Origin of the sequence: Megasphaera stantonii, assembly GCF_025567065.1 — a bacterium.
GTDB lineage: Bacteria > Bacillota > Negativicutes > Veillonellales > Megasphaeraceae > Megasphaera > Megasphaera stantonii.
Window position 1 is genome coordinate 423,127 of the sequence record NZ_JAOQKD010000001.1, and the last position, 17,111, is coordinate 440,237.

The window sequence follows — 17,111 nt, forward strand, 5'->3', positions numbered from 1 at the left end:
CCCCCCCCCCCCCCCCCCCCCCCCCCCCCCCCCCCCCCCCGCCGCGTTTATATATTAAAGAGGGAATCTGGAGTATGTCAATCGAAGACGTACGTTTCACCGTCATCGGGGATATATACGTCGTCTAAGCCCTTAGCCTCCAAGACCAGGCGCAGGGAATACCTCGTCAAAGCCGCGTGGGCTACTGTGTCCATATGGCTGGCAATAATCCAGGCGTCGGGGCAAACCCGGCGAATCAGCTCAATGTCGTCGGCATTCATGATGAGGCGGCCGTTCTTTTTGAGGTACGCCGCGCAGGCGTTGACGACGATGACGGCGGGCCTATAGGTCCGAAGAGCCTGCTCTACGGCGTCAAACCAGACCGTATCGCCGACGAGGTATACCGTCGGTTCGCCTTCAGCCTCTAAGACGACGCCGCACGACGGGCCGCAGGGCTCGATGGTACCGTGCTGACCTTCAATCTTCGTCAACTTAACGCCCTGTACCGTCGTCCCTTGTTCCGATAGCAGGCGAACATCGGTAAAACCGGATGCCTTCATGACAGCGGCGTCGCCTTCGTTCTGCACCCATAGGGACGTATCATGGCAGAGTGGTCCGCCGCAGGTTCCGTCGGGGCCCATATCGATATGGTCCGGGTGCACGTGCGTCACGATATAGGCGTCGACGCCTTTTAATACTTCGTTGGCCGCCATGGGCAATCCGCACATAGGCATGGGAATATCGAGCTGTTCGTCCAGCATTGGGGAAAAGTCAGGATTATTGATCTGGCGAAACGAGCCCATAGCACCGGTATCAGCCAGCCACGGATCGACGAGGAACGTCGTTCCCCCGTACTCCAGCTTGGTCGTCGCGTTGCGAATCTGTTGAAATTTCATAGTCTGTTCCTCCTAGGTTGTGTACGAATAACGCCCGGATGGCGTTGAGGACGGCGAGGATCATGACGCCGACGTCGGCGAAGATGGCCAGCCACATGTTGGCCAGGCCCACAGCTCCCAAAGCCAGGCAGAGGAGCTTGACGCCGATGGCAAAGACGATGTTTTGGTATACGATGCCCAGGCATTTGCGGGAAATGCGGATAGCCTTGGCGATTTTCAGCGGGTCGTCGTCCATGAGGACTACGTCGGCCGCTTCAATAGCCGCGTCGGAACCCATGGCCCCCATAGCGATGCCGATATCGGCCCGGCGCAGGACCGGCGCGTCGTTGATGCCGTCGCCGACGAAGGCCAGCTTTTCCTTCTTCCCTTTCCGGCTCAGCAGCTCTTCTACCTTTGTCACCTTATCGGCCGGCAGGAGCTGGCTGAATACTTCGTCGATGCCTAAGAACGAGGCAACCTGTGCGGCCACAGCCTTGGCGTCGCCCGTCAGCATGACGGTCTTGCGAACGCCGGCGTCCTTCAAGGCCGCGATGGCCCGGCGGGACGTGGGCTTTACGACATCGGAAATGACGATATGGCCGGCATAGACCCCGTCGACGGCCATGTGGATAATCGTGCCGGCCTGATGGCAGGGAATGGCTTTGACGCCGAGCTTGGCCATGAGCTTGTCGTTGCCGGCGGCGACCTGCCGGCCGTCTACCATGGCTATGACGCCGTGGCCGCTGATTTCCTGAATATCCGTCGCGCGGCTTCTGTCGATCGGCTTGCCGTAAGCCTTTTGGAGGCTCTTGCTGATAGGATGGGACGAAGCGCTTTCAGCCAGGGCCGCCAGCTCGATGAGTTCGTCCGTGTCCATGCCGCTGTGGTGAATGCCGTTGACCTCAAAGACGCCCTGCGTGAGGGTGCCCGTCTTATCAAAGACGACGATATTCGTCTGGGACAAGGTTTCCAAATAGTTGGAACCCTTGACGAGAACGCCTTCCTTGCTGGCCCCGCCGATGCCGGCGAAGAAGCTCAGGGGAATGCTGATGACCAGTGCGCAGGGGCAGCTGATGACCAGGAAGGTCAGGGCCCGGTAAATCCACGTCCCCCATTCCGGCGCAAGGCCCATAGCGGCCATGCGGACGACAGGCGGCGCGACGGCCAGGACGAGGGCGCTGATGCAGACGGCCGGCGTATAGACGCGGGCGAATTTGGAAATGAAGTCTTCCGACTTGGACTTGCGGGAGCTGGCGTTTTCGACTAAATCCAAAATCTTCGATACCGTCGATTCGCCGAAGTCCTTCGTCGTCCGAATGCGCAGGACGCCGGTCATGTTGATGCAGCCGCTGATGATTTCATCTCCCGGCGCGACGTCTCGCGGCAGGCTTTCGCCGGTCAGGGCGCTCGTATTCAAATTCGACATTCCTTCTGTTACGATGCCGTCGATGGGCACCTTTTCGCCAGGCTGGACGACGATGACGCTGCCGATTTCCACTTCGTCAGGATCGACCTGTTCCAGCTGGCCGTCTCGTTCTATATTGGCGTAATCGGGGCGGATATCCATGAGCTCGCTGATGTTGCGGCGGCTCTTGCCGACGGCGTAGCTCTGGAAGAGCTCGCCGATCTGATAAAAGAGCATGACGGCGACGGCTTCCGTATAGTCGCCGCTGCCGCTGTATACAGCCAGCACGATGGCTCCGACCGTCGCTACGGCCATGAGGAAGTTTTCGTCGAAGACCTGGCGGTTCTTGATGCCCTTCAGAGCCTTCCATAAAATATCATAGCCGACGAGCAGGTACGGCACGGTATACGCCACGAACCGGGCCGCTCCGTCGACAGGCGCAAAGGCCAAGGCCACCATGAGTATGGCCGCGGCGACGATGCGCAGGAGCATTTTTTTCTGTTTCTTATTCATAGTATGTCACCTCGTAAAGCAAACGCCGCCTTATCCCAGGCGGCTTCTGTACATCAGATGAAAACCTCGCAGTCGTCTTCGACCTTTTTGCAGTTCTTGCGGACTTCCTCCATGACAGCCTTTACGTCGGCCCCGTCTTCGAATTCGACGATCATCTTCAAGGTCATGAAGTTTACCGTCGCCGCCGCGACACCTGCCGTATGGCGGGCCGCATCTTCCATCTTATTGGCGCAGTTCGCGCAGTCTACGTCGATTTTATAGGTCTTTTTCATGTGTAAGCTCTCCTCTCGTTGTATAGGTATTTACGATTAAATAATTGTTTAATCGTTTTCTTGACTACATCATACCATAGAGGCGGCGAAAGTCAACGCAGCCTAGCCAGTCCGTTCCGTTTGGGCAAAAACCATTTCCAATCGGGCAAAATCGTCCAGTGTCGCCGCTTCCGCAGCCTATCTTCCCGTTTTCTTCGGCAGCCCCCTATGATACAATAAAGGCGAAAGGAGACCCGATCCTATGGAACCGATTACGTTGCCGCACCATCACGGCCAGTCTATCGAGCATCTGGAGCACATGCCGGCCGTACAGGATTTTGAAACCGTATCGAATATATTCAAATTATTGGGCGATGCCAGCCGCCTGCGCATTTTCTGGCTGCTGTGCCACTGCGAAGAATGCGTCATCAATATTTCCGCCCTCGTCGGCATGAGCAGCCCCGCCGTATCCCATCACTTAAAGCTGCTGAAGGCCGGCGGCCTCATTACCAGCCGCCGCGACGGCAAAGAAGTATACTATCAGGCCGTACGAACCCGGCAAGCCGAAGCACTGCACGCCATGACGGAGCAACTCGTCGACATCGCCTGCCCGATGCCGGACAAGGAAGGTGATTCCTATGAATGACCGCCGGGCTCAGTTAGAAGACGCGCTGCGCTCTATTCCGGACGGCGTCTGCTCCATTCAGATACTGGAAACGGGCCTGCCGCCTATCCGCAGCGTGACCGTCCGCACAGAGGGCAAGGGATGCATGACGGCGGCGACGATATTTCCCGGCATCGAGCTGTCCTATTGGCAAATCCTCGCGCCGACCGTATCGTTCCGCCATGAAGCGCTGCACGACGCCATCGAAGTCACCTTCTGCCGCAGCGGCCGGGCCGGCTGGAACCTGACGAAGGGCTTCGTCTCTTACGTCGGCGCGGGAGCGACGGCAGCTCACATGATGGACTGCTGCGCCGATTCGGCCATGTCCCTGCCTTTAGGCTATTTTGAAGGGGCGGGACTGGCCGTCGATTTCCGCGCTCTGAATGGCACGCCGGCCGACATCATCGCCAGCGCCGGCACGACGGCGGAGAAACTCATCGAAAAATACGGTGCGGCGCCCGTCGTTTTCCCGCCGAATCAGGAGCTGGAACGTCTCTTTTCCTCCCTGTACGACACGCCGGAGCCCTACCGCCCGGCGGCCTGCAAGATCGCCGCCCTGGAGCTGCTCCTGTATCTCGTCCGCGCCGACATCGACGCTCCCGCGGCCCAGCAAAGCTGCGACGCCCAGCTGGCGTCGGTCGTACAGGACATCCACGCCCTCATGACGGCGAATTTGGACAAGCGGTACACCATCGACGAATTAGCCAAGACGTATTTCATCAACACGTCGTCCCTGAAAACGACCTTCAAAGCCGTCTACGGCCAGCCCATCGCCGCCTACATGCGATCCTACCGAATCCGCCAGGCCATGGAGCTCCTGCAGCAGACGGACGACTCCATCGCCGCGATTGCCGCCGCCGTAGGCTACGAAACGCAGGGAAAATTCACCAAGGCCTTCAAGGAAGCGACGCAGCTTCTTCCCCGCGACTACAGAAAAACATACCGAAAGGCTCCTCGCTGAAGCCGTTTCGGAAACAAAGAAGACCATGCCTCGTTCGGCCGTTACGAACCGACGCTGCATGGTCTTTTACTATATTCTACAGAACACAGTTTACAAATAATTCATTTTCAATTTTGTTTCTACAATATGCATTACTTTTTCATCAACCATTTGGCGAAATTCCGGATTTGCCTTATATTCCCTTACTATGCCGTCATGTGTCTCTTGTTCATGACCGTAATCATGACAAACCAGCACCATATCGGCACCAGCTTTCAAGGCCATGACACCCATGTCGGAAAAGGCATAATGCTTGGCCATGGCGCCCATTTCCATATCGTCCGATACGATAAGGCCCTTGTAGCCATATGTCTCCCGCAACAAATCCGTCATAACCGTCTGCGATACGCATGCCGGATATTCCGCATCCAAAGAGGGAAAGGTAACATTCGACACCATAATGAGCATGGCATCAGCAGGTATTTGCCGTATAATCACTGCAAAGGGCTTCAGATCCTGCTGCATCAGCTCGTCTTTAGAAGCCGCAACGCTGTCTCCGTCTATATGCGGATCTGTCTGAACCTTGCCGATTCCGGGAAAGTGTTTAATAGCACACCAAATACCCGCCTCTGCATAGCCTTGACAAGCCTGTACTGCATATGCCGATACCATTTCCGGATCGCTGCCGTATGAGCGCTCTGCCGAAGAACCTAAATCGACAACGGGCGCAAAATTGACGTTAATCCCCATAGACTTCAATTCACGTCCTGTATCGGCAGCCCATTGTCTGGCTTTCCCAGGGCTGCCGCCGCGGCCGATTTCTTCCTGACTGGGAACAGGAAGAAACTGATCCCGCATGCGCAGTACCTGTCCGCCTTCTTGGTCAACAGCAATAAATGGCGCTATGCCGCATTGCCTTTCAATCGTTTGTTTCACTTCGCCGGACAAAGCCCGGACTTGCGCCGGCGACTGCATATTGCGGTCAAACAAAATGACGTTGCCGGCCCGGCAGATTGCCAGCTGCCGCAGGTCTTCAGGCTGCAGCTTCTCATTCATTAAACCGACCATCATCACCTGTCCGGCCTTATCTTCCGGCGACATGGCCGCAACGATGCGCGCAGCTCGTTCTTCCACTGTTTCGCTGCCAGATACATTTGCCTTTGTTTCCGGGGCCGGCTGACAGGCCGTAAGCAGCGCTGCTGCTACGAGAAAACCGACCCCGATTGTGATCCATCGATTTAACCTATTTTGCCAATTCATCATACACGAGCTCGCCGGCGATGACCGTCTGCTTCACGTGGAAATCGTTGCTGTCCAATACGACGACGTCGGCCTGCTTTCCTTCTTCCAGCGAGCCCAGGCGGTCGTACAGGCCCAAGTCCTTTGCCGGATTAGCTGAAGCCATGGCCACGACGTCGGGCAGGGACGCGCCGCTGTTGATGAGGAAGTTGAGCACGACCTGATTCATGACGGCTGTGCTTCCGGCCAGCGTACCGTCGGCCAGACGGGCCTGTCCGTCCTTGACGTATACGGCCTGGCCTCCCAATTCCGATTCGCCGTCGCCCTGCAGGCAGGCACGCATCGAATCGGTTATGAGAATAATGCCGTCGCGGCCTTTCAGCTGATAGGCCAGCTTCTGCGCCGCCGGATGAACATGCAGGTTGTCGCAGATCAACTCGCAGTGTACCTTCGGCGACAGCAGGGCCGCGCCGACGAGGCCGGGCTGCCGATGGTGGAAGGGAGCCATGGCGTTGTACAGGTGCGTCGCATGGCACAGTCCGCCGGCGTCGACGATTTCCATGACCTCTTCATACGTCGCCGCGCTGTGTCCCAGCGACACGAGAATCTGATGGTCCCGGCAATCCTTCAAAAAGTCTTTGTTCTTCAATACTTCCGGCGCTACGGTGACGATCTTCACGACGTCAGCATAGGGCGCAATCCAGGAAAAATCGGGAGCCGCGAGGTGCCCCGCCGCCTGGGCCCCCTTATAGGCTTCGCTCACGAAGGGTCCTTCCAGATGGGCGCCGAGAACCTGAGCGCCGCCCTGCTTGCCCATGGCCTGGCGAATGCGTTCCAGCGCCCCGGCCATCGCTTCCTTCGACTGGGTCATAGTCGTCGCCACAAAGGACGTGACGCCCGTAGCCGGCAGGGCCTTCCGCATCGTTTCCAAGGCCTGCCCGTCTTCGTCCATCACGTCGGCGCCGGCGCAGCCGTGGATGTGCTCGTTAATAAAGCCCGGCACGACAAAGCCGCCGTTGGCGTCAATCAATTCCGTGCACATGCCGGCGCGGAACTGGTGCCGCGGTACGATTTTCCATATGTCCTTTTCATACATCAGAATATGTCCCGTTACGATTTCATTAGACAATACGAGTAATCCGTCAATAATCGCTTTCATTTGTCTACTCCACTCCTACATATCGAATACACTGCATACATTGTGGATAACTGGAAAATTTCACAGCTGGGAAACTCCCATACAGCCCGTATTTACCTGATTTTTTCCCTTTTCTTCAGATGTCCACAGGCTGTGCGTAAAAATTATCCACAATTCATCGTCAGTTATGCACATTGTAAACAAGTCTTTACATATCCCCAAGAACGGCGTAATCATGCGGTTTTTATGTTAACGCAAACGCTTGTTTTCATAGTCAGGCGTACAGTTATACACATTTTGCCCGCTCTATCCGCCGAGTTATGCACCGCCGCGGACGGCGTATTTTCGCCGTTTGCAAAAAACATCCACATTCTAGCCACACCGCAGGGCACAGAATGTGGATATCTTGTGGACATGTCGTTTTCCCTCTCGTTTCGCCTTACCCTTCGACAGGGCGGCTCCAGTCGACGTGGACACCCAGAGCCAGCCAGATATAGCACAAGGCTAATTTCAGCGACTCTACGTCGTCCGTCGGCACGACGCTGACCGTTTCGTAGTACGATAAATCCGTAAAACGGTGCAGGGGCCGTTCCGTCGTCAAGTACTCCCGGACCTTGGCATTGATGTCTTCGTCGTTCAGATGGACGCCCAGCTCCTTCGTTTCCGTATCGTATTCGATGTATCCGTTGTTGTTGTCTCCCGTATGGGCTGCTACTTTAAAAATCGCCATGATATACACTCCTCGTTTATAGTATATGGTGCTTTAGTCTTTTTCATGAGACATTTCCCATAAAAATCCCTTCATGATAGCCTGGCGGCCAAACCGCTTCTGCAGCTTGTCGATGGCCTCGGCTACCTTGGCCTTCGTTTCCGAATCGTCGGAAAATAAATCGCACTGTACCTGCAGGGGCTGCAGCTGGCTGACGGACAGGCCCAGCAGCCGGATAGGCTCTGCGCCGCCGCATTTATGATACAGCCGCTTGGCCGAGAAATACAGCTGCTCTTCCGAGCAGGTCCCCATGCCGTCGATCGTCAGGGACCGCGTAATGGTGCGGAACGAGGCGAAGCGCACTTTGATCGTAATCGTCCGCCCCATCAGATGATTCTGCCGCAGCCGCCACGACACCTCGTTGGCCAGCAGGCGGAACTGCTCGTCCACTTCGTCGTCGCTGACCAAATCGTGGGCGTAGGTATGCTCGTTGCCGACAGATTGGGGACGGCGACTGACCTCCAGGGGCCGGTTGTCCTTGCCTAACGCCAGGTCGTGCAGCCGATGAGCCTGATTGCCGACAATGGGCATCAGCGCCTCCGGGCCAGCATCGGCAACGTCGCCGATGGTATGAAATCCAGCCCGCCGCAGGGCCTGCTCCGTCACCTTGCCGACGCCCCACAGGCGGCTCACCGGCAGGGGCGCCAGGATGGCCCGTTCCTCGCCGTAGGGAATCCACATCAGTCCATCGGGCTTTTTCAAATCCGACGCCAGCTTGGCCAAAAACTTATTCGGCCCGATGCCGGCCGAGGCGACGAGGCCCGTCGTCCGCCGGATATCCTGCTTGACCGCCTTGGCGATGTCGACGATGTTCGGATATTTCAGTCCCATGCCCGACACATCCAGAAAAGCTTCATCCAGCGCCAGGGGCTCTACGAAGGGCGAGTAATGGGACAGGATGAGCCGAATCTGGTGGGAAATACGCCGGTAATGGGACATGCGCACCGGCAGGAACACGCCGTTCGGGCACAGCCTGCGGGCCAGCTTCATGCTCATAGCCGAATGCACGCCGAACTGCCGCGCCTCGTACGACGCCGTCGCGACGACGCCGCGCCCCGTCAGTCCGCCGACGATGACCGGCATCCCCCGCAGGGCCGGATTGTCCCGCTGCTCGATAGACGCGTAAAACGCGTCCATATCGACGTGCATGATCCAACGTACCGTCGTCATAGGCTCCTCCTTTTCGTCTTCTCTCTGTAAGTATTATACATCCTTTTGTCTCTGTAAAACAGAATCGTATCCATATTAAATTTTCCCACAAAAACCTGCGCCTGTCCACAGCCTGCGCTTAAAATCTCAGCATATCCCGCCGAAGTGACGAAATTCGGAAGGAATCGAAGGCAACTGTATTCTATTCTCTTTTGAAATATGGTACTATTAAGGATATTAATGCGAGGTGAAATATAACTATGGATTTATTCCAGCTGACCTACTTCGTCGAAGTAGCCCATAAAAAAAGCTTTACAAAAGCGTCCAAAGCGCTTCATATCAGTCAGCCTTCCATCAGCAAAGGCATCAAGGCGCTGGAAGAACATTGGAACATACGCCTCTTTGACCGCAAGGGAAAAAACGTCGAGCTGACGGAAATGGGCGCATACCTCCTTCCCCGCATCGAAGGCATTTTAAACGACTTCACGGCCCTGAACGAAGAAATGGAATCTCCGCAGCTGCTGAACGCCGGAAAACTGACCGTCGGCGTCCCGCCGATGATCGCGTCGTCTCTCATTTCGCCGTTTATCGGCCATTTCATCACGTCCTATCCGCAAATCGAGCTGGAGCTGACAGAGGTCGGCTCACTGGACATCGTCTCGGCCATCGACGACGGCCTCGTGCAGGTCGGCTTCGTCGCCTTGCCGATTACGACGGAAATGCCCTACGATTTCTTCATCTTCCACCGGGAACCGCTGGAAATCGTCATGCCTCCCGACCACCGGCTGGCGAAGGCCCGCGAGCTGACCCTCGACGACATCAAAGACGAGCCCCTCGTATACTATGCGCCGTCCTTTGCCCTCAATCCATACATACACTCGTTCTACCAGAACATCATGGCCCATCCCAAGATCATCTGCCAGAGCAACAACTGGGATTTGCAGATAGAAATGGTCATCGCCCGCATGGGCATCGCCCTGCTGCCGCGGAGCATCTGCCAACGCATCCCTTCCGGCAAAGCCGTCCATATCCCCCTTGTCGCCCCGTCTATCTACTGGACCCTGGCCCTGATATGGAAGAGCAAGGGCTTCCTGTCCCATCCGGCCCGCACGTGGGTCCAATCCTTTAAAGACTATTTTAAAGACGTAAAAATTACCATCGACGACGAATCTCGCCATAAGGAGCATGATATCTAATGGCCCAGTCCTTATCGAAAGACGATATATCGGAAATATTTTCACGCCAGCAGGCCAACGGCCTGTTCAGCGCCTTAGCCGTGGAAACGGCCTGCCTGAACCGCATGGAACGGCTGAACCGGAGGCGGCTGGACCCGTCCCTGCCGCCGGCAGAACGAAGGGCAGCCCGCCGGCGCCTCGTCGACCTGGAGGGCAAGCTCGTCCGCTACATACGGGAAGAAACGCCGCTGAGCTACTTTGACGCCGACTTCCGCGACGAAGCGGAGCGATACGTCATGATGCGCGAGATATTCCTCAAAGCCGTGTCCTTCACCTTCAAGCGCCACCGCCTGGCCTTCCTGCTGGATTTGCTCCGGCTATACGGCGATGACCCGTGCGGCCTCTTTCCCGAACGGGAATTCCTCAGGGAAAAGTGGGAACACATCCTCCTCTACGACTACCTGCTCCTGGATATGGGCCTGAAAAACACGGAAGACATCGGCCGCGAAGCCGTGTCCAACGGCTACCACGAATGCGACTATACCCTGGAAATCGAAGACGTATGGAAGCAGCCCATGAAATCGGTGCCGCGGACCAATTTCCGCTACGTCGTCCAAAGCCTGCCCTGCAGCGTGGCGGCCCGCAGCACAGCCCGGTACATCCAGTCCCACGGCAAAGATATGAAGAAAACCCGCTGGACCGTCGATGCCAAGGCCATCGAACAGGCCATGACAACGGAGCTTCCCGGTCTTACCAAAGAAGAAGTGACATCCATCGAAACGACCTGTTATCGTTTCCGTCAATAAAATTCATATTTCATCAAATGAACGCAATCCGCGGCGATAAAGGGATACGCTTATTCCGTTTATCGCCGCGGCCTTTTCTTTGTCAGAAAAATTCCTACAACAAAATCAGAATTTTTCCGATACCGCATGGTTACTATGTTTTATTATAATAAATTCAACAAATAAGAACGACCAAACACAGGCAGTATGAAGAAAGGAGTTTTTCTGTATGTTGAATTTATTGTGGCAGTTCTTCAAAACCGGTCCGGATATCGCGCAGATCGCCGATTCGGAAGTCGTCAAGCGGAAGTTCAACAGCGTCCGCTGGCGCGTATTCGCCTCCATCACCATTGGCTATGCCTTTTACTACATCATCCGCCAGAGCTATTCGGTCATCAAAAAGCCGCTCCTGGCGTCGGGCATCGTCACGCCGACGGAAATCGGTATTATCGGTTCTATCTTCTTCGTCACGTACGGCTTAGGGAAATTTACCAACAGCTTCCTCGCCGACCGAATGAACAACAAGCGTTTCTTCTCCTTCGGTCTTTTCATTTCATCTCTTACGATGGTCGGCATGGGCCTGGTAAACTCCTTCGTCCCCTTAGCCGTATTATGGGGCCTCAACGGCTGGTTCCAGTCCTACGGCGCAGGCCCGTCCATCGTCGCCCTGAACCAGTGGTTCAGCAACAAGCAGCGCGGCACCTTGTACGGCGTATGGTTTACGAGCCATAACCTCGGTTCTTCCTTCGCCTATTTCGCCATCGCCGCCATCGTATCGGCCTACAACTGGTCCATGGGCTTCGTCGCCGCCGGTATCATTTCCCTGATCGGCACGATCTTCATTTACTTCGGCATGAGCGACCGTCCTGAAACGATGGGTCTTCCCAACGGCGCCGTCTACTACGGCGAAAAGACGCAGGAACAGGTCGACGCGGAAAAGAAAAAATCCGTCAGCTCCCAGCAGTGGAACGCCGTCGTCAAAAACCCGGCCGTCTGGATTCTCGGCTTGTCTTCCCTTTGCGTATACATCGCCCGCTACGCCGTCGAAAGCTGGGGCGTCATCTACCTCACGACGGAAAAGGGCTACGACATCATGGGCGCAGCCGGCGTCATGGCCTACATGCAGGTTGCCGGTATCTTCGGCGCTCTCCTGTGCGGCCTCATTTCCGACAAGTTCTTCAACCACAAGCGCAATAAACCGGCCCTGCTGTACGGCATCTTGTACTCCCTGTCCATCGCCGGTTTCGTCTGGGCTCCCCATTCCTTTACAGTCGACATGCTCTGCATGACCTTCTACGGATTTACGATGGGCGCTCTGGTCTGCTACATGGGCGGCCTCATGGCTGTCGACATCGTGCCGAAGCGCGTTACCGGCGCGGCTATGGGCATGATCGGCCTCCTGAGCTATGCCGGCGCGGCGATTCAGGAATTCGTCACAGGCAAGCTCATGACGATTACCGTCGTAGGCGGGGAAAAAGTATACGACTTCGGCTACGCTACAGAATTCTGGGTCGGCGCGGCTGTCGCCTCGACGCTCCTCGCTCTCCTCGTTTGGAATGCCAAGCCGCAGGAAGATTAATCCCCCTTGCTTTCTCTCTTTCATATACATCTCAAAACTCTTCTAGGGAACTGCTCCGGCAGTTAGAAAAAGAAGCGAAGACATCGTTCTTTGCTTCTTTTTTTATACGGCGCCGTCAGTTTCTCTCTCTGTCATTTCATGATATGATACATATAAAGACTACGTATCATTCTGTGAAGGAGCTATGCTATGAAACGGAGCAAAACCTGGCTTCGCCTGCTCGCTACGGCGGCGGCAGCCGTCCTGATGTGCTGCGCCGGCTGCGACCGGCCGGCGGGAAACATCGACTTTACCCAGACTCAGCCGCAGACGGCCCCGGCGGCGACGGCGTCGTCCGTCCAGCCCCTGCGCATCGCCTTCGCCTCGGTCATGTCGCCTAAGGAAACGCGCCAGTCGTACCAGAAGTTCGTCAGCCACATTTCCCAGGAGCTGCAAAAGCCGGCCGTCCTCCTGCAAAAGCGGACCTACGAGGAACTAAACAAGCTCATGGACAACGGCGGCGCCGATATCGCCTTTTTCTCCACCGGGGCCTACTCGGCCTACCGGGGCAAAACGCCGATCGAGCTGCTGGCCATGACCCAGACCAACGGGTCCGTACTGTACCAGACCTATCTCATCGCCGCCTCGGACAGCGACATTACCGACTTCAGCCAGCTGCAGGGCCGGGTCTTCGCCTTTACGGATCCCCTCAGCTATTCGGGCCGGCAGGCCATCGACTTTCTTCTGCTGGACATGAATACGTCGGCTTCGGCCTATTTCAAATCGACCTTTTACACCTATAACCACGATAAATCCATTTGGGCCGTCGCCAACCACCTGGCCGACGCGGCCAGCGTCGACAGCCAGATTTACGACTTCGTAAACCGGCGGAATCCCCAGCTGTGCGAAAAGGTCCGGGTCTTCGCCGTCCTGCCGGCGGCTCCGACAGGGCCCGTCGTGATGCGCAGCGATTTGCCCGACGCCGAAAAGGCCGAGCTGCGCCGCATCTTCTACAGCATGGACCAGGACCCGGCCCTGCACGAGGCCATGCAGCGCACCCTCATCGACAAGTTCGTGCCGCCTGAGCCGGAATTGTACGCCGCCCTCCGCCATAAATACAGTATCCGCAACAACGTACCTGGAGAATAACCATGAGAAATTACAGCTTGTACGTAAAATTTAACGCCCTCATCGTCGGCACCATCTTCATCTGCGGCCTGCTCATCGGCAGCCTCCTGCTGTACACGACGAGCTCCGAAATGGAGCGGGAGCTCGACAAGTCGGGCGTCGAAATCGGCCAGACCATGAGCGCCGTCATCAGCAGCGACATTCTCCTGGACGACCGGTTTTCCATGACGGAGCGGCTCATGCAGATCCAGTCCCTGAACGACCAGATCCGCTACATCATCGTCTTCCATCCCAACGGACAGATTTTAGCCAGCACCTTTACGAACGGCATCCCCAAGGGCCTGCCCCTGGTGCGGGAGCCGAAGCCCGGCGTCGCCGTAGATACAGTGACCTTCGACAGCAACGAAGGGTATATCCGCGAAGTGCTCTGCCCCATCGACAACGGCCTGGTCGGTTATTTCCGCATCGGCCTGTCGGAAAAGACGATGATGCAGGTCATGCAGCGCCGCTTTCTGGAAATGATCATCCTCATCATCCTCATCTGCCTCGCCTCTTCGTGGCTGGCCACGCGCTACGCCCGCAGCTTCCTCAAGCCCATCCAGCAGATGGCCGCCGCCGTGCGCCAGCTGGGACGGGGCAATTATCAGGTAAAGGTGCCGGAAAAGACGCCTGACGACGTAGGCCGTCTGGCCCGGGCCTTCAACACCCTGTCGTCGCGCCTGTCTGCCCGCGAGCAGGAAAACTCGCGACTCCTCCAGGCCCTGCAGGAAAAGGAAAAGATGCGGATGTGGCTCATCAGCCAGCTCTTTTCGGCCCGCGAAGACGAGCGGCGGCGCATTTCCCGGGAGCTCCACGATGAGACGAGCCAGTCCATGGTCACCATGCTGGCCTACCTGCGCATCATCATGGACAAGACGAGCGACGCCGACGCCAAAGAGCTCCTGTGCGGCGTCCGCGACCTGATGAAGGACACTCTGGAAGGGCTGCGCCACCTGGCCGTCAACCTGCACCCGCCCCTGCTCGACGACCTGGGCCTCATCGTCGCTATGGAAAAATACCTCGACACGTTCCGCCGCGCCCAGCCGCACATTCACATTTCCTTTTCCCAAAGCGGCGATTTTTCCCACCTGTCCCATCCGATTTCCCTCTTGTGCTACCGCCTGATGCAGGAAGCCCTGACCAACATCGTCCGCCATTCCCAGGCCGATGCGGTAGATATTACGATCAAAACCGACGACGAGACCCTGACCCTGTCTATTACGGACAACGGCGTCGGCTTCAGCGAAGATACGCTGGAGCAGGCCCGTCTCGACAACCACCTGGGCATCGTCAGCATGCGCGAACGGGCGGAGCTGCTCAACGGCCATTTTTATATCGACAGCTACCCCAACGACGGCACGTGCATCGTCATCACCTTGCCGCTGAAGGATTCATCTGACAAAGGAGGCGTCTCCCATGACCAAACCGATTAACATACTGCTCGCCGACGACCACCGCATCCTGCGCACGGGCCTCAAGCTGCTCCTGTCGTCCCAAGGCGATTTCCACGTCGCCGCCGAGGCCTCGAACGGCCGAGAGGTGCTGGCTGCCTTAGAAACGACGCCTGTCGACGTCGTCCTGCTGGACCTGTCCATGCCGGTCATGAGCGGCCTCGACTGCCTGAAGGAAATCAAACGGCGCGGCCTGGCCGTCAAAATCCTGGTCCTCACCATGTACAGCGAGCAGCAGTACATCAAGGAGGTCATGACCCAGGGAGCCGACGGCTACATCTGCAAGGACGTCATCGACACGGAGCTGTTCCAGGCCCTGCGCACCGTCATGGACGGCCGCCGTTACCTCAGCGACGAAGACGCCCACACCCTCTTGAACAGCCTCATCGACCCGCCGAAGGACCCCGTCGACCTGTCGGCCCGCGAGCGGGAAGTCCTGACCTACCTCGTCCACGGCTATTCCCTGGCAGCCATCGCCGATACGCTCCACATTTCCATCAAGACCGTATCGACGTACAAGTCGCGGCTCATGCAGAAACTGGGCTGCACGACGAAATCAGAGCTCGTCGACTACGCCTTAGCCCATAAACTGCTGAAATGACAAAACGCGCCCTTCTGTACCAGATATCTCTATCTGACACAGAAGGGCGCGCTGTATGTTGCCATATGAAATTCGTGCGTTTTATCCGTTGATGACCCGTTTGGCTCCTACGTAGCGGGACGCCCAGTAGCGGCTGTTGAGGTCGGCTACGCTGACGCCGTCGTTGGAGGCGTTGATAAACTGGCTGTCGCCGATGTAGATGCCTACGTGGGAAATGCCCGGTTCATACGTCGAGAAGAATACCAGGTCGCCGGGCTGGAGGTTGGACATAGATACGTCGCTGCCGACGCTGTACTGTTCGTCGGCGCAGCGGGGCAGGCTGATGCCTACGGCCGAATAGACGTAGCGCGTAAAGCCTGAGCAGTCGAAGCCCGACGGCGTAGAGCCGCCGAAGACGTAGGGCACGCCCTTATACTGGTTGGCGATACCCAGGAGCTGCTTGGCGAGGCGGGAGTTGGCCGTGCCCGTCGCGCTGCCGTAGCCGCCGTTTCCGAAGCGGCGCAGGGGGCCGCCGGGCAGCGCTTCCCCTGTCAGGGCATAGAACGTCGCCTTGCCGACGACGCCGTCTACGTCGAGGCCGTTGTCAGCCTGGAATTTGCGGACGGCCTGTTCCGTGCCGACGCCGAAGACGCCGTCTACGTCGAGGTTATAGCCCTTATTGGCCAAGGCCTGCTGGACGACGCTGATGGCGTTATCCGCCGTGACCAGAGGAAACATGAGGTTTTCCTTCCCCTTGTTTTTAATCGCTTTTTTTTCAATAAAGTGGCTGCTCACGTTTTCCGGCATAGCCGCTCCCATGAGCGCTTCGTAGGTCTGGGCGCCGACAATGCCGTCTACGTCCAGGCCGTGCCGTTCCTGAAAGGCCTTGACGGCTTCCTGCGTCCCCGTGCCGTAATCGCCGTCGACGGCGATGTCGCTGCCGTTGCGGACTAAGGCGTTTTGAATCGCCACGATCTGATCGCCCCGGTCACCGGGATGAAACGTCGCGCCGACAACCGATACAGAAGTCATCATCATGAAACATATCATAGCTGCAATTTTTTTTCTCGTCTTCATCGAATACCCCATTTCACTACTACGTCATTACCGTTTACATCTTGTCTTATTAGCAGGTTATATATGATTTCACAAGAAACAAGCTATCCGCAACAGACCGAAACGCATCTTGCCGGATAGCCTTTTGTCGCTTTATATATTTTTGTCGGGATATATTATATCACAATACTACAGGAGCGTCAAAAAACGCAGCTTCCCGGACAGTGTCAAGTTGTTGTGGGTATATATTTGACAGAAACATCTTGGCATGTAAATCCGGCCTTTTAGTATCTAATGTATATGGTGATATCCACTGTTTTGGATATCTTTCATCCATCTTCCGTGTAATGCGCCTTCGCTCCCCGGCATACGGCAGCTGTGCTCTGCATCATACACGCAGTACGGCAGCCGCTGGCG

16 protein-coding genes are annotated in these 17,111 nt (G+C 56.7%); 8 read left to right on the plus strand and 8 right to left on the minus strand.

Annotation, left to right across the window (positions count from 1 at the left end):
* Nucleotides 1-77: 77 nt before the first annotated feature.
* The 3 genes from OCV58_RS01950 to OCV58_RS01960 are packed head-to-tail and all read right to left on the minus strand — an operon-like array spanning nucleotide 78 to nucleotide 3,044.
* On the minus strand, nucleotides 78-875 hold the full coding sequence (locus tag OCV58_RS01950) for an MBL fold metallo-hydrolase (RefSeq protein ID WP_154876737.1): 798 nt from the start codon (nucleotides 873-875) through the stop codon (nucleotides 78-80).
* Nucleotides 793-2,772 (minus strand): heavy metal translocating P-type ATPase, encoded by a 1,980-nt coding sequence (locus tag OCV58_RS01955; protein WP_154876739.1) that lies wholly within the window; start codon nucleotides 2,770-2,772, stop codon nucleotides 793-795. Before OCV58_RS01955 ends, OCV58_RS01950 begins: the two co-directional genes overlap by 83 nt.
* A gap of 53 nt (nucleotides 2,773-2,825) precedes the next feature.
* Nucleotides 2,826-3,044 carry a cation transporter gene (locus tag OCV58_RS01960; RefSeq protein WP_107195359.1) on the minus strand — a complete coding sequence of 73 codons (219 nt, stop codon included), beginning with the start codon at nucleotides 3,042-3,044 and terminating at the stop codon, nucleotides 2,826-2,828.
* A gap of 241 nt (nucleotides 3,045-3,285) precedes the next feature.
* Here OCV58_RS01960 and OCV58_RS01965 point away from each other — a divergent pair, with 241 nt between their 5' ends.
* Nucleotides 3,286-3,669 carry an ArsR/SmtB family transcription factor gene (locus OCV58_RS01965; protein WP_087477203.1) on the plus strand — a complete coding sequence of 128 codons (384 nt, stop codon included), beginning with the start codon at nucleotides 3,286-3,288 and terminating at the stop codon, nucleotides 3,667-3,669.
* Complete coding sequence (locus tag OCV58_RS01970) at nucleotides 3,662-4,648, plus strand: helix-turn-helix domain-containing protein (protein ID WP_154876741.1); 987 nt, start codon at nucleotides 3,662-3,664, stop codon at nucleotides 4,646-4,648. The genes OCV58_RS01965 and OCV58_RS01970 overlap by 8 nt, the downstream gene beginning before the upstream one ends.
* Before the next feature lie 90 nt (nucleotides 4,649-4,738).
* On the opposite strand, the gene nagZ is transcribed toward OCV58_RS01970, so the two are convergent.
* The 4 genes from nagZ to OCV58_RS01990 form a co-directional block, all read right to left on the minus strand.
* Complete coding sequence (gene nagZ, locus OCV58_RS01975) at nucleotides 4,739-5,761, minus strand: beta-N-acetylhexosaminidase (protein WP_232818729.1); 1,023 nt, start codon at nucleotides 5,759-5,761, stop codon at nucleotides 4,739-4,741.
* A gap of 109 nt (nucleotides 5,762-5,870) precedes the next feature.
* Entirely contained in the window at nucleotides 5,871-7,025 is a 1,155-nt protein-coding gene (gene nagA, locus OCV58_RS01980; RefSeq protein ID WP_087477200.1) for an N-acetylglucosamine-6-phosphate deacetylase, read from the minus strand.
* A gap of 418 nt (nucleotides 7,026-7,443) precedes the next feature.
* The gene (locus tag OCV58_RS01985) at nucleotides 7,444-7,734 is read right to left on the minus strand and encodes a hypothetical protein (RefSeq protein WP_087477199.1); all 291 of its coding nucleotides are present in this window, start codon (nucleotides 7,732-7,734) and stop codon (nucleotides 7,444-7,446) included.
* 33 nt (nucleotides 7,735-7,767) lie between these two features.
* Nucleotides 7,768-8,943, minus strand: coding sequence for a DNA polymerase IV (locus tag OCV58_RS01990; protein WP_154876743.1), 1,176 nt, complete (start codon nucleotides 8,941-8,943; stop codon nucleotides 7,768-7,770).
* 239 nt (nucleotides 8,944-9,182) lie between these two features.
* Here OCV58_RS01990 and OCV58_RS01995 point away from each other — a divergent pair, with 239 nt between their 5' ends.
* The 6 genes from OCV58_RS01995 to OCV58_RS02020 all read left to right on the plus strand — a co-directional run bounded on the left by OCV58_RS01995 (nucleotide 9,183) and on the right by OCV58_RS02020 (nucleotide 15,659).
* Nucleotides 9,183-10,118 carry a LysR family transcriptional regulator gene (locus OCV58_RS01995; RefSeq protein WP_154876744.1) on the plus strand — a complete coding sequence of 312 codons (936 nt, stop codon included), beginning with the start codon at nucleotides 9,183-9,185 and terminating at the stop codon, nucleotides 10,116-10,118.
* Entirely contained in the window at nucleotides 10,118-10,903 is a 786-nt protein-coding gene (locus OCV58_RS02000) for a hypothetical protein (RefSeq protein WP_154876746.1), read from the plus strand. Before OCV58_RS01995 ends, OCV58_RS02000 begins: the two co-directional genes overlap by 1 nt.
* Nucleotides 10,904-11,111: 208 nt before the next feature.
* Nucleotides 11,112-12,461 (plus strand): MFS transporter, encoded by a 1,350-nt coding sequence (locus tag OCV58_RS02005; protein ID WP_095629077.1) that lies wholly within the window; start codon nucleotides 11,112-11,114, stop codon nucleotides 12,459-12,461.
* A 189-nt stretch (nucleotides 12,462-12,650) separates the two neighbouring features.
* Nucleotides 12,651-13,589: a substrate-binding domain-containing protein gene (locus OCV58_RS02010; protein ID WP_154876748.1), complete on the plus strand. Its 939-nt coding sequence runs from the start codon at nucleotides 12,651-12,653 to the stop codon at nucleotides 13,587-13,589.
* A 2-nt stretch (nucleotides 13,590-13,591) separates the two neighbouring features.
* A complete protein-coding gene (locus tag OCV58_RS02015; RefSeq protein ID WP_154876750.1) occupies nucleotides 13,592-15,040 on the plus strand; it encodes a HAMP domain-containing sensor histidine kinase in 1,449 nt (482 codons plus the stop codon).
* A complete protein-coding gene (locus OCV58_RS02020) occupies nucleotides 15,024-15,659 on the plus strand; it encodes a response regulator transcription factor (protein WP_267312748.1) in 636 nt (211 codons plus the stop codon). Before OCV58_RS02015 ends, OCV58_RS02020 begins: the two co-directional genes overlap by 17 nt.
* 81 nt (nucleotides 15,660-15,740) lie before the next feature.
* Here OCV58_RS02020 and OCV58_RS02025 read toward each other — a convergent pair whose 3' ends face one another.
* A complete protein-coding gene (locus OCV58_RS02025) occupies nucleotides 15,741-16,676 on the minus strand; it encodes a C40 family peptidase (protein WP_233127871.1) in 936 nt (311 codons plus the stop codon).
* Nucleotides 16,677-17,111 lie beyond the last annotated feature (435 nt).

Bases quoted from the DNA above. Each gene is read 5' to 3' on its own strand.
- OCV58_RS01950 (WP_154876737.1), bottom strand. From the start codon at position 875: ATGAAATTTCAACAGATTCGCAACGCGACGACCAAGCTGGAGTACGGG.
- OCV58_RS01955 (WP_154876739.1), bottom strand. From the start codon at position 2,772: ATGAATAAGAAACAGAAAAAAATGCTCCTGCGCATCGTCGCCGCGGCC.
- OCV58_RS01960 (WP_107195359.1), bottom strand. From the start codon at position 3,044: ATGAAAAAGACCTATAAAATCGACGTAGACTGCGCGAACTGCGCCAAT.
- OCV58_RS01965 (WP_087477203.1), top strand. From the start codon at position 3,286: ATGGAACCGATTACGTTGCCGCACCATCACGGCCAGTCTATCGAGCAT.
- OCV58_RS01970 (WP_154876741.1), top strand. From the start codon at position 3,662: ATGAATGACCGCCGGGCTCAGTTAGAAGACGCGCTGCGCTCTATTCCG.
- nagA (WP_087477200.1), bottom strand. From the start codon at position 7,025: ATGAAAGCGATTATTGACGGATTACTCGTATTGTCTAATGAAATCGTA.
- OCV58_RS01985 (WP_087477199.1), bottom strand. From the start codon at position 7,734: ATGGCGATTTTTAAAGTAGCAGCCCATACGGGAGACAACAACAACGGA.
- OCV58_RS01990 (WP_154876743.1), bottom strand. From the start codon at position 8,943: ATGACGACGGTACGTTGGATCATGCACGTCGATATGGACGCGTTTTAC.
- OCV58_RS01995 (WP_154876744.1), top strand. From the start codon at position 9,183: ATGGATTTATTCCAGCTGACCTACTTCGTCGAAGTAGCCCATAAAAAA.
- OCV58_RS02000 (WP_154876746.1), top strand. From the start codon at position 10,118: ATGGCCCAGTCCTTATCGAAAGACGATATATCGGAAATATTTTCACGC.
- OCV58_RS02005 (WP_095629077.1), top strand. From the start codon at position 11,112: ATGTTGAATTTATTGTGGCAGTTCTTCAAAACCGGTCCGGATATCGCG.
- OCV58_RS02010 (WP_154876748.1), top strand. From the start codon at position 12,651: ATGAAACGGAGCAAAACCTGGCTTCGCCTGCTCGCTACGGCGGCGGCA.
- OCV58_RS02015 (WP_154876750.1), top strand. From the start codon at position 13,592: ATGAGAAATTACAGCTTGTACGTAAAATTTAACGCCCTCATCGTCGGC.
- OCV58_RS02020 (WP_267312748.1), top strand. From the start codon at position 15,024: ATGACCAAACCGATTAACATACTGCTCGCCGACGACCACCGCATCCTG.
- OCV58_RS02025 (WP_233127871.1), bottom strand. From the start codon at position 16,676: ATGATGATGACTTCTGTATCGGTTGTCGGCGCGACGTTTCATCCCGGT.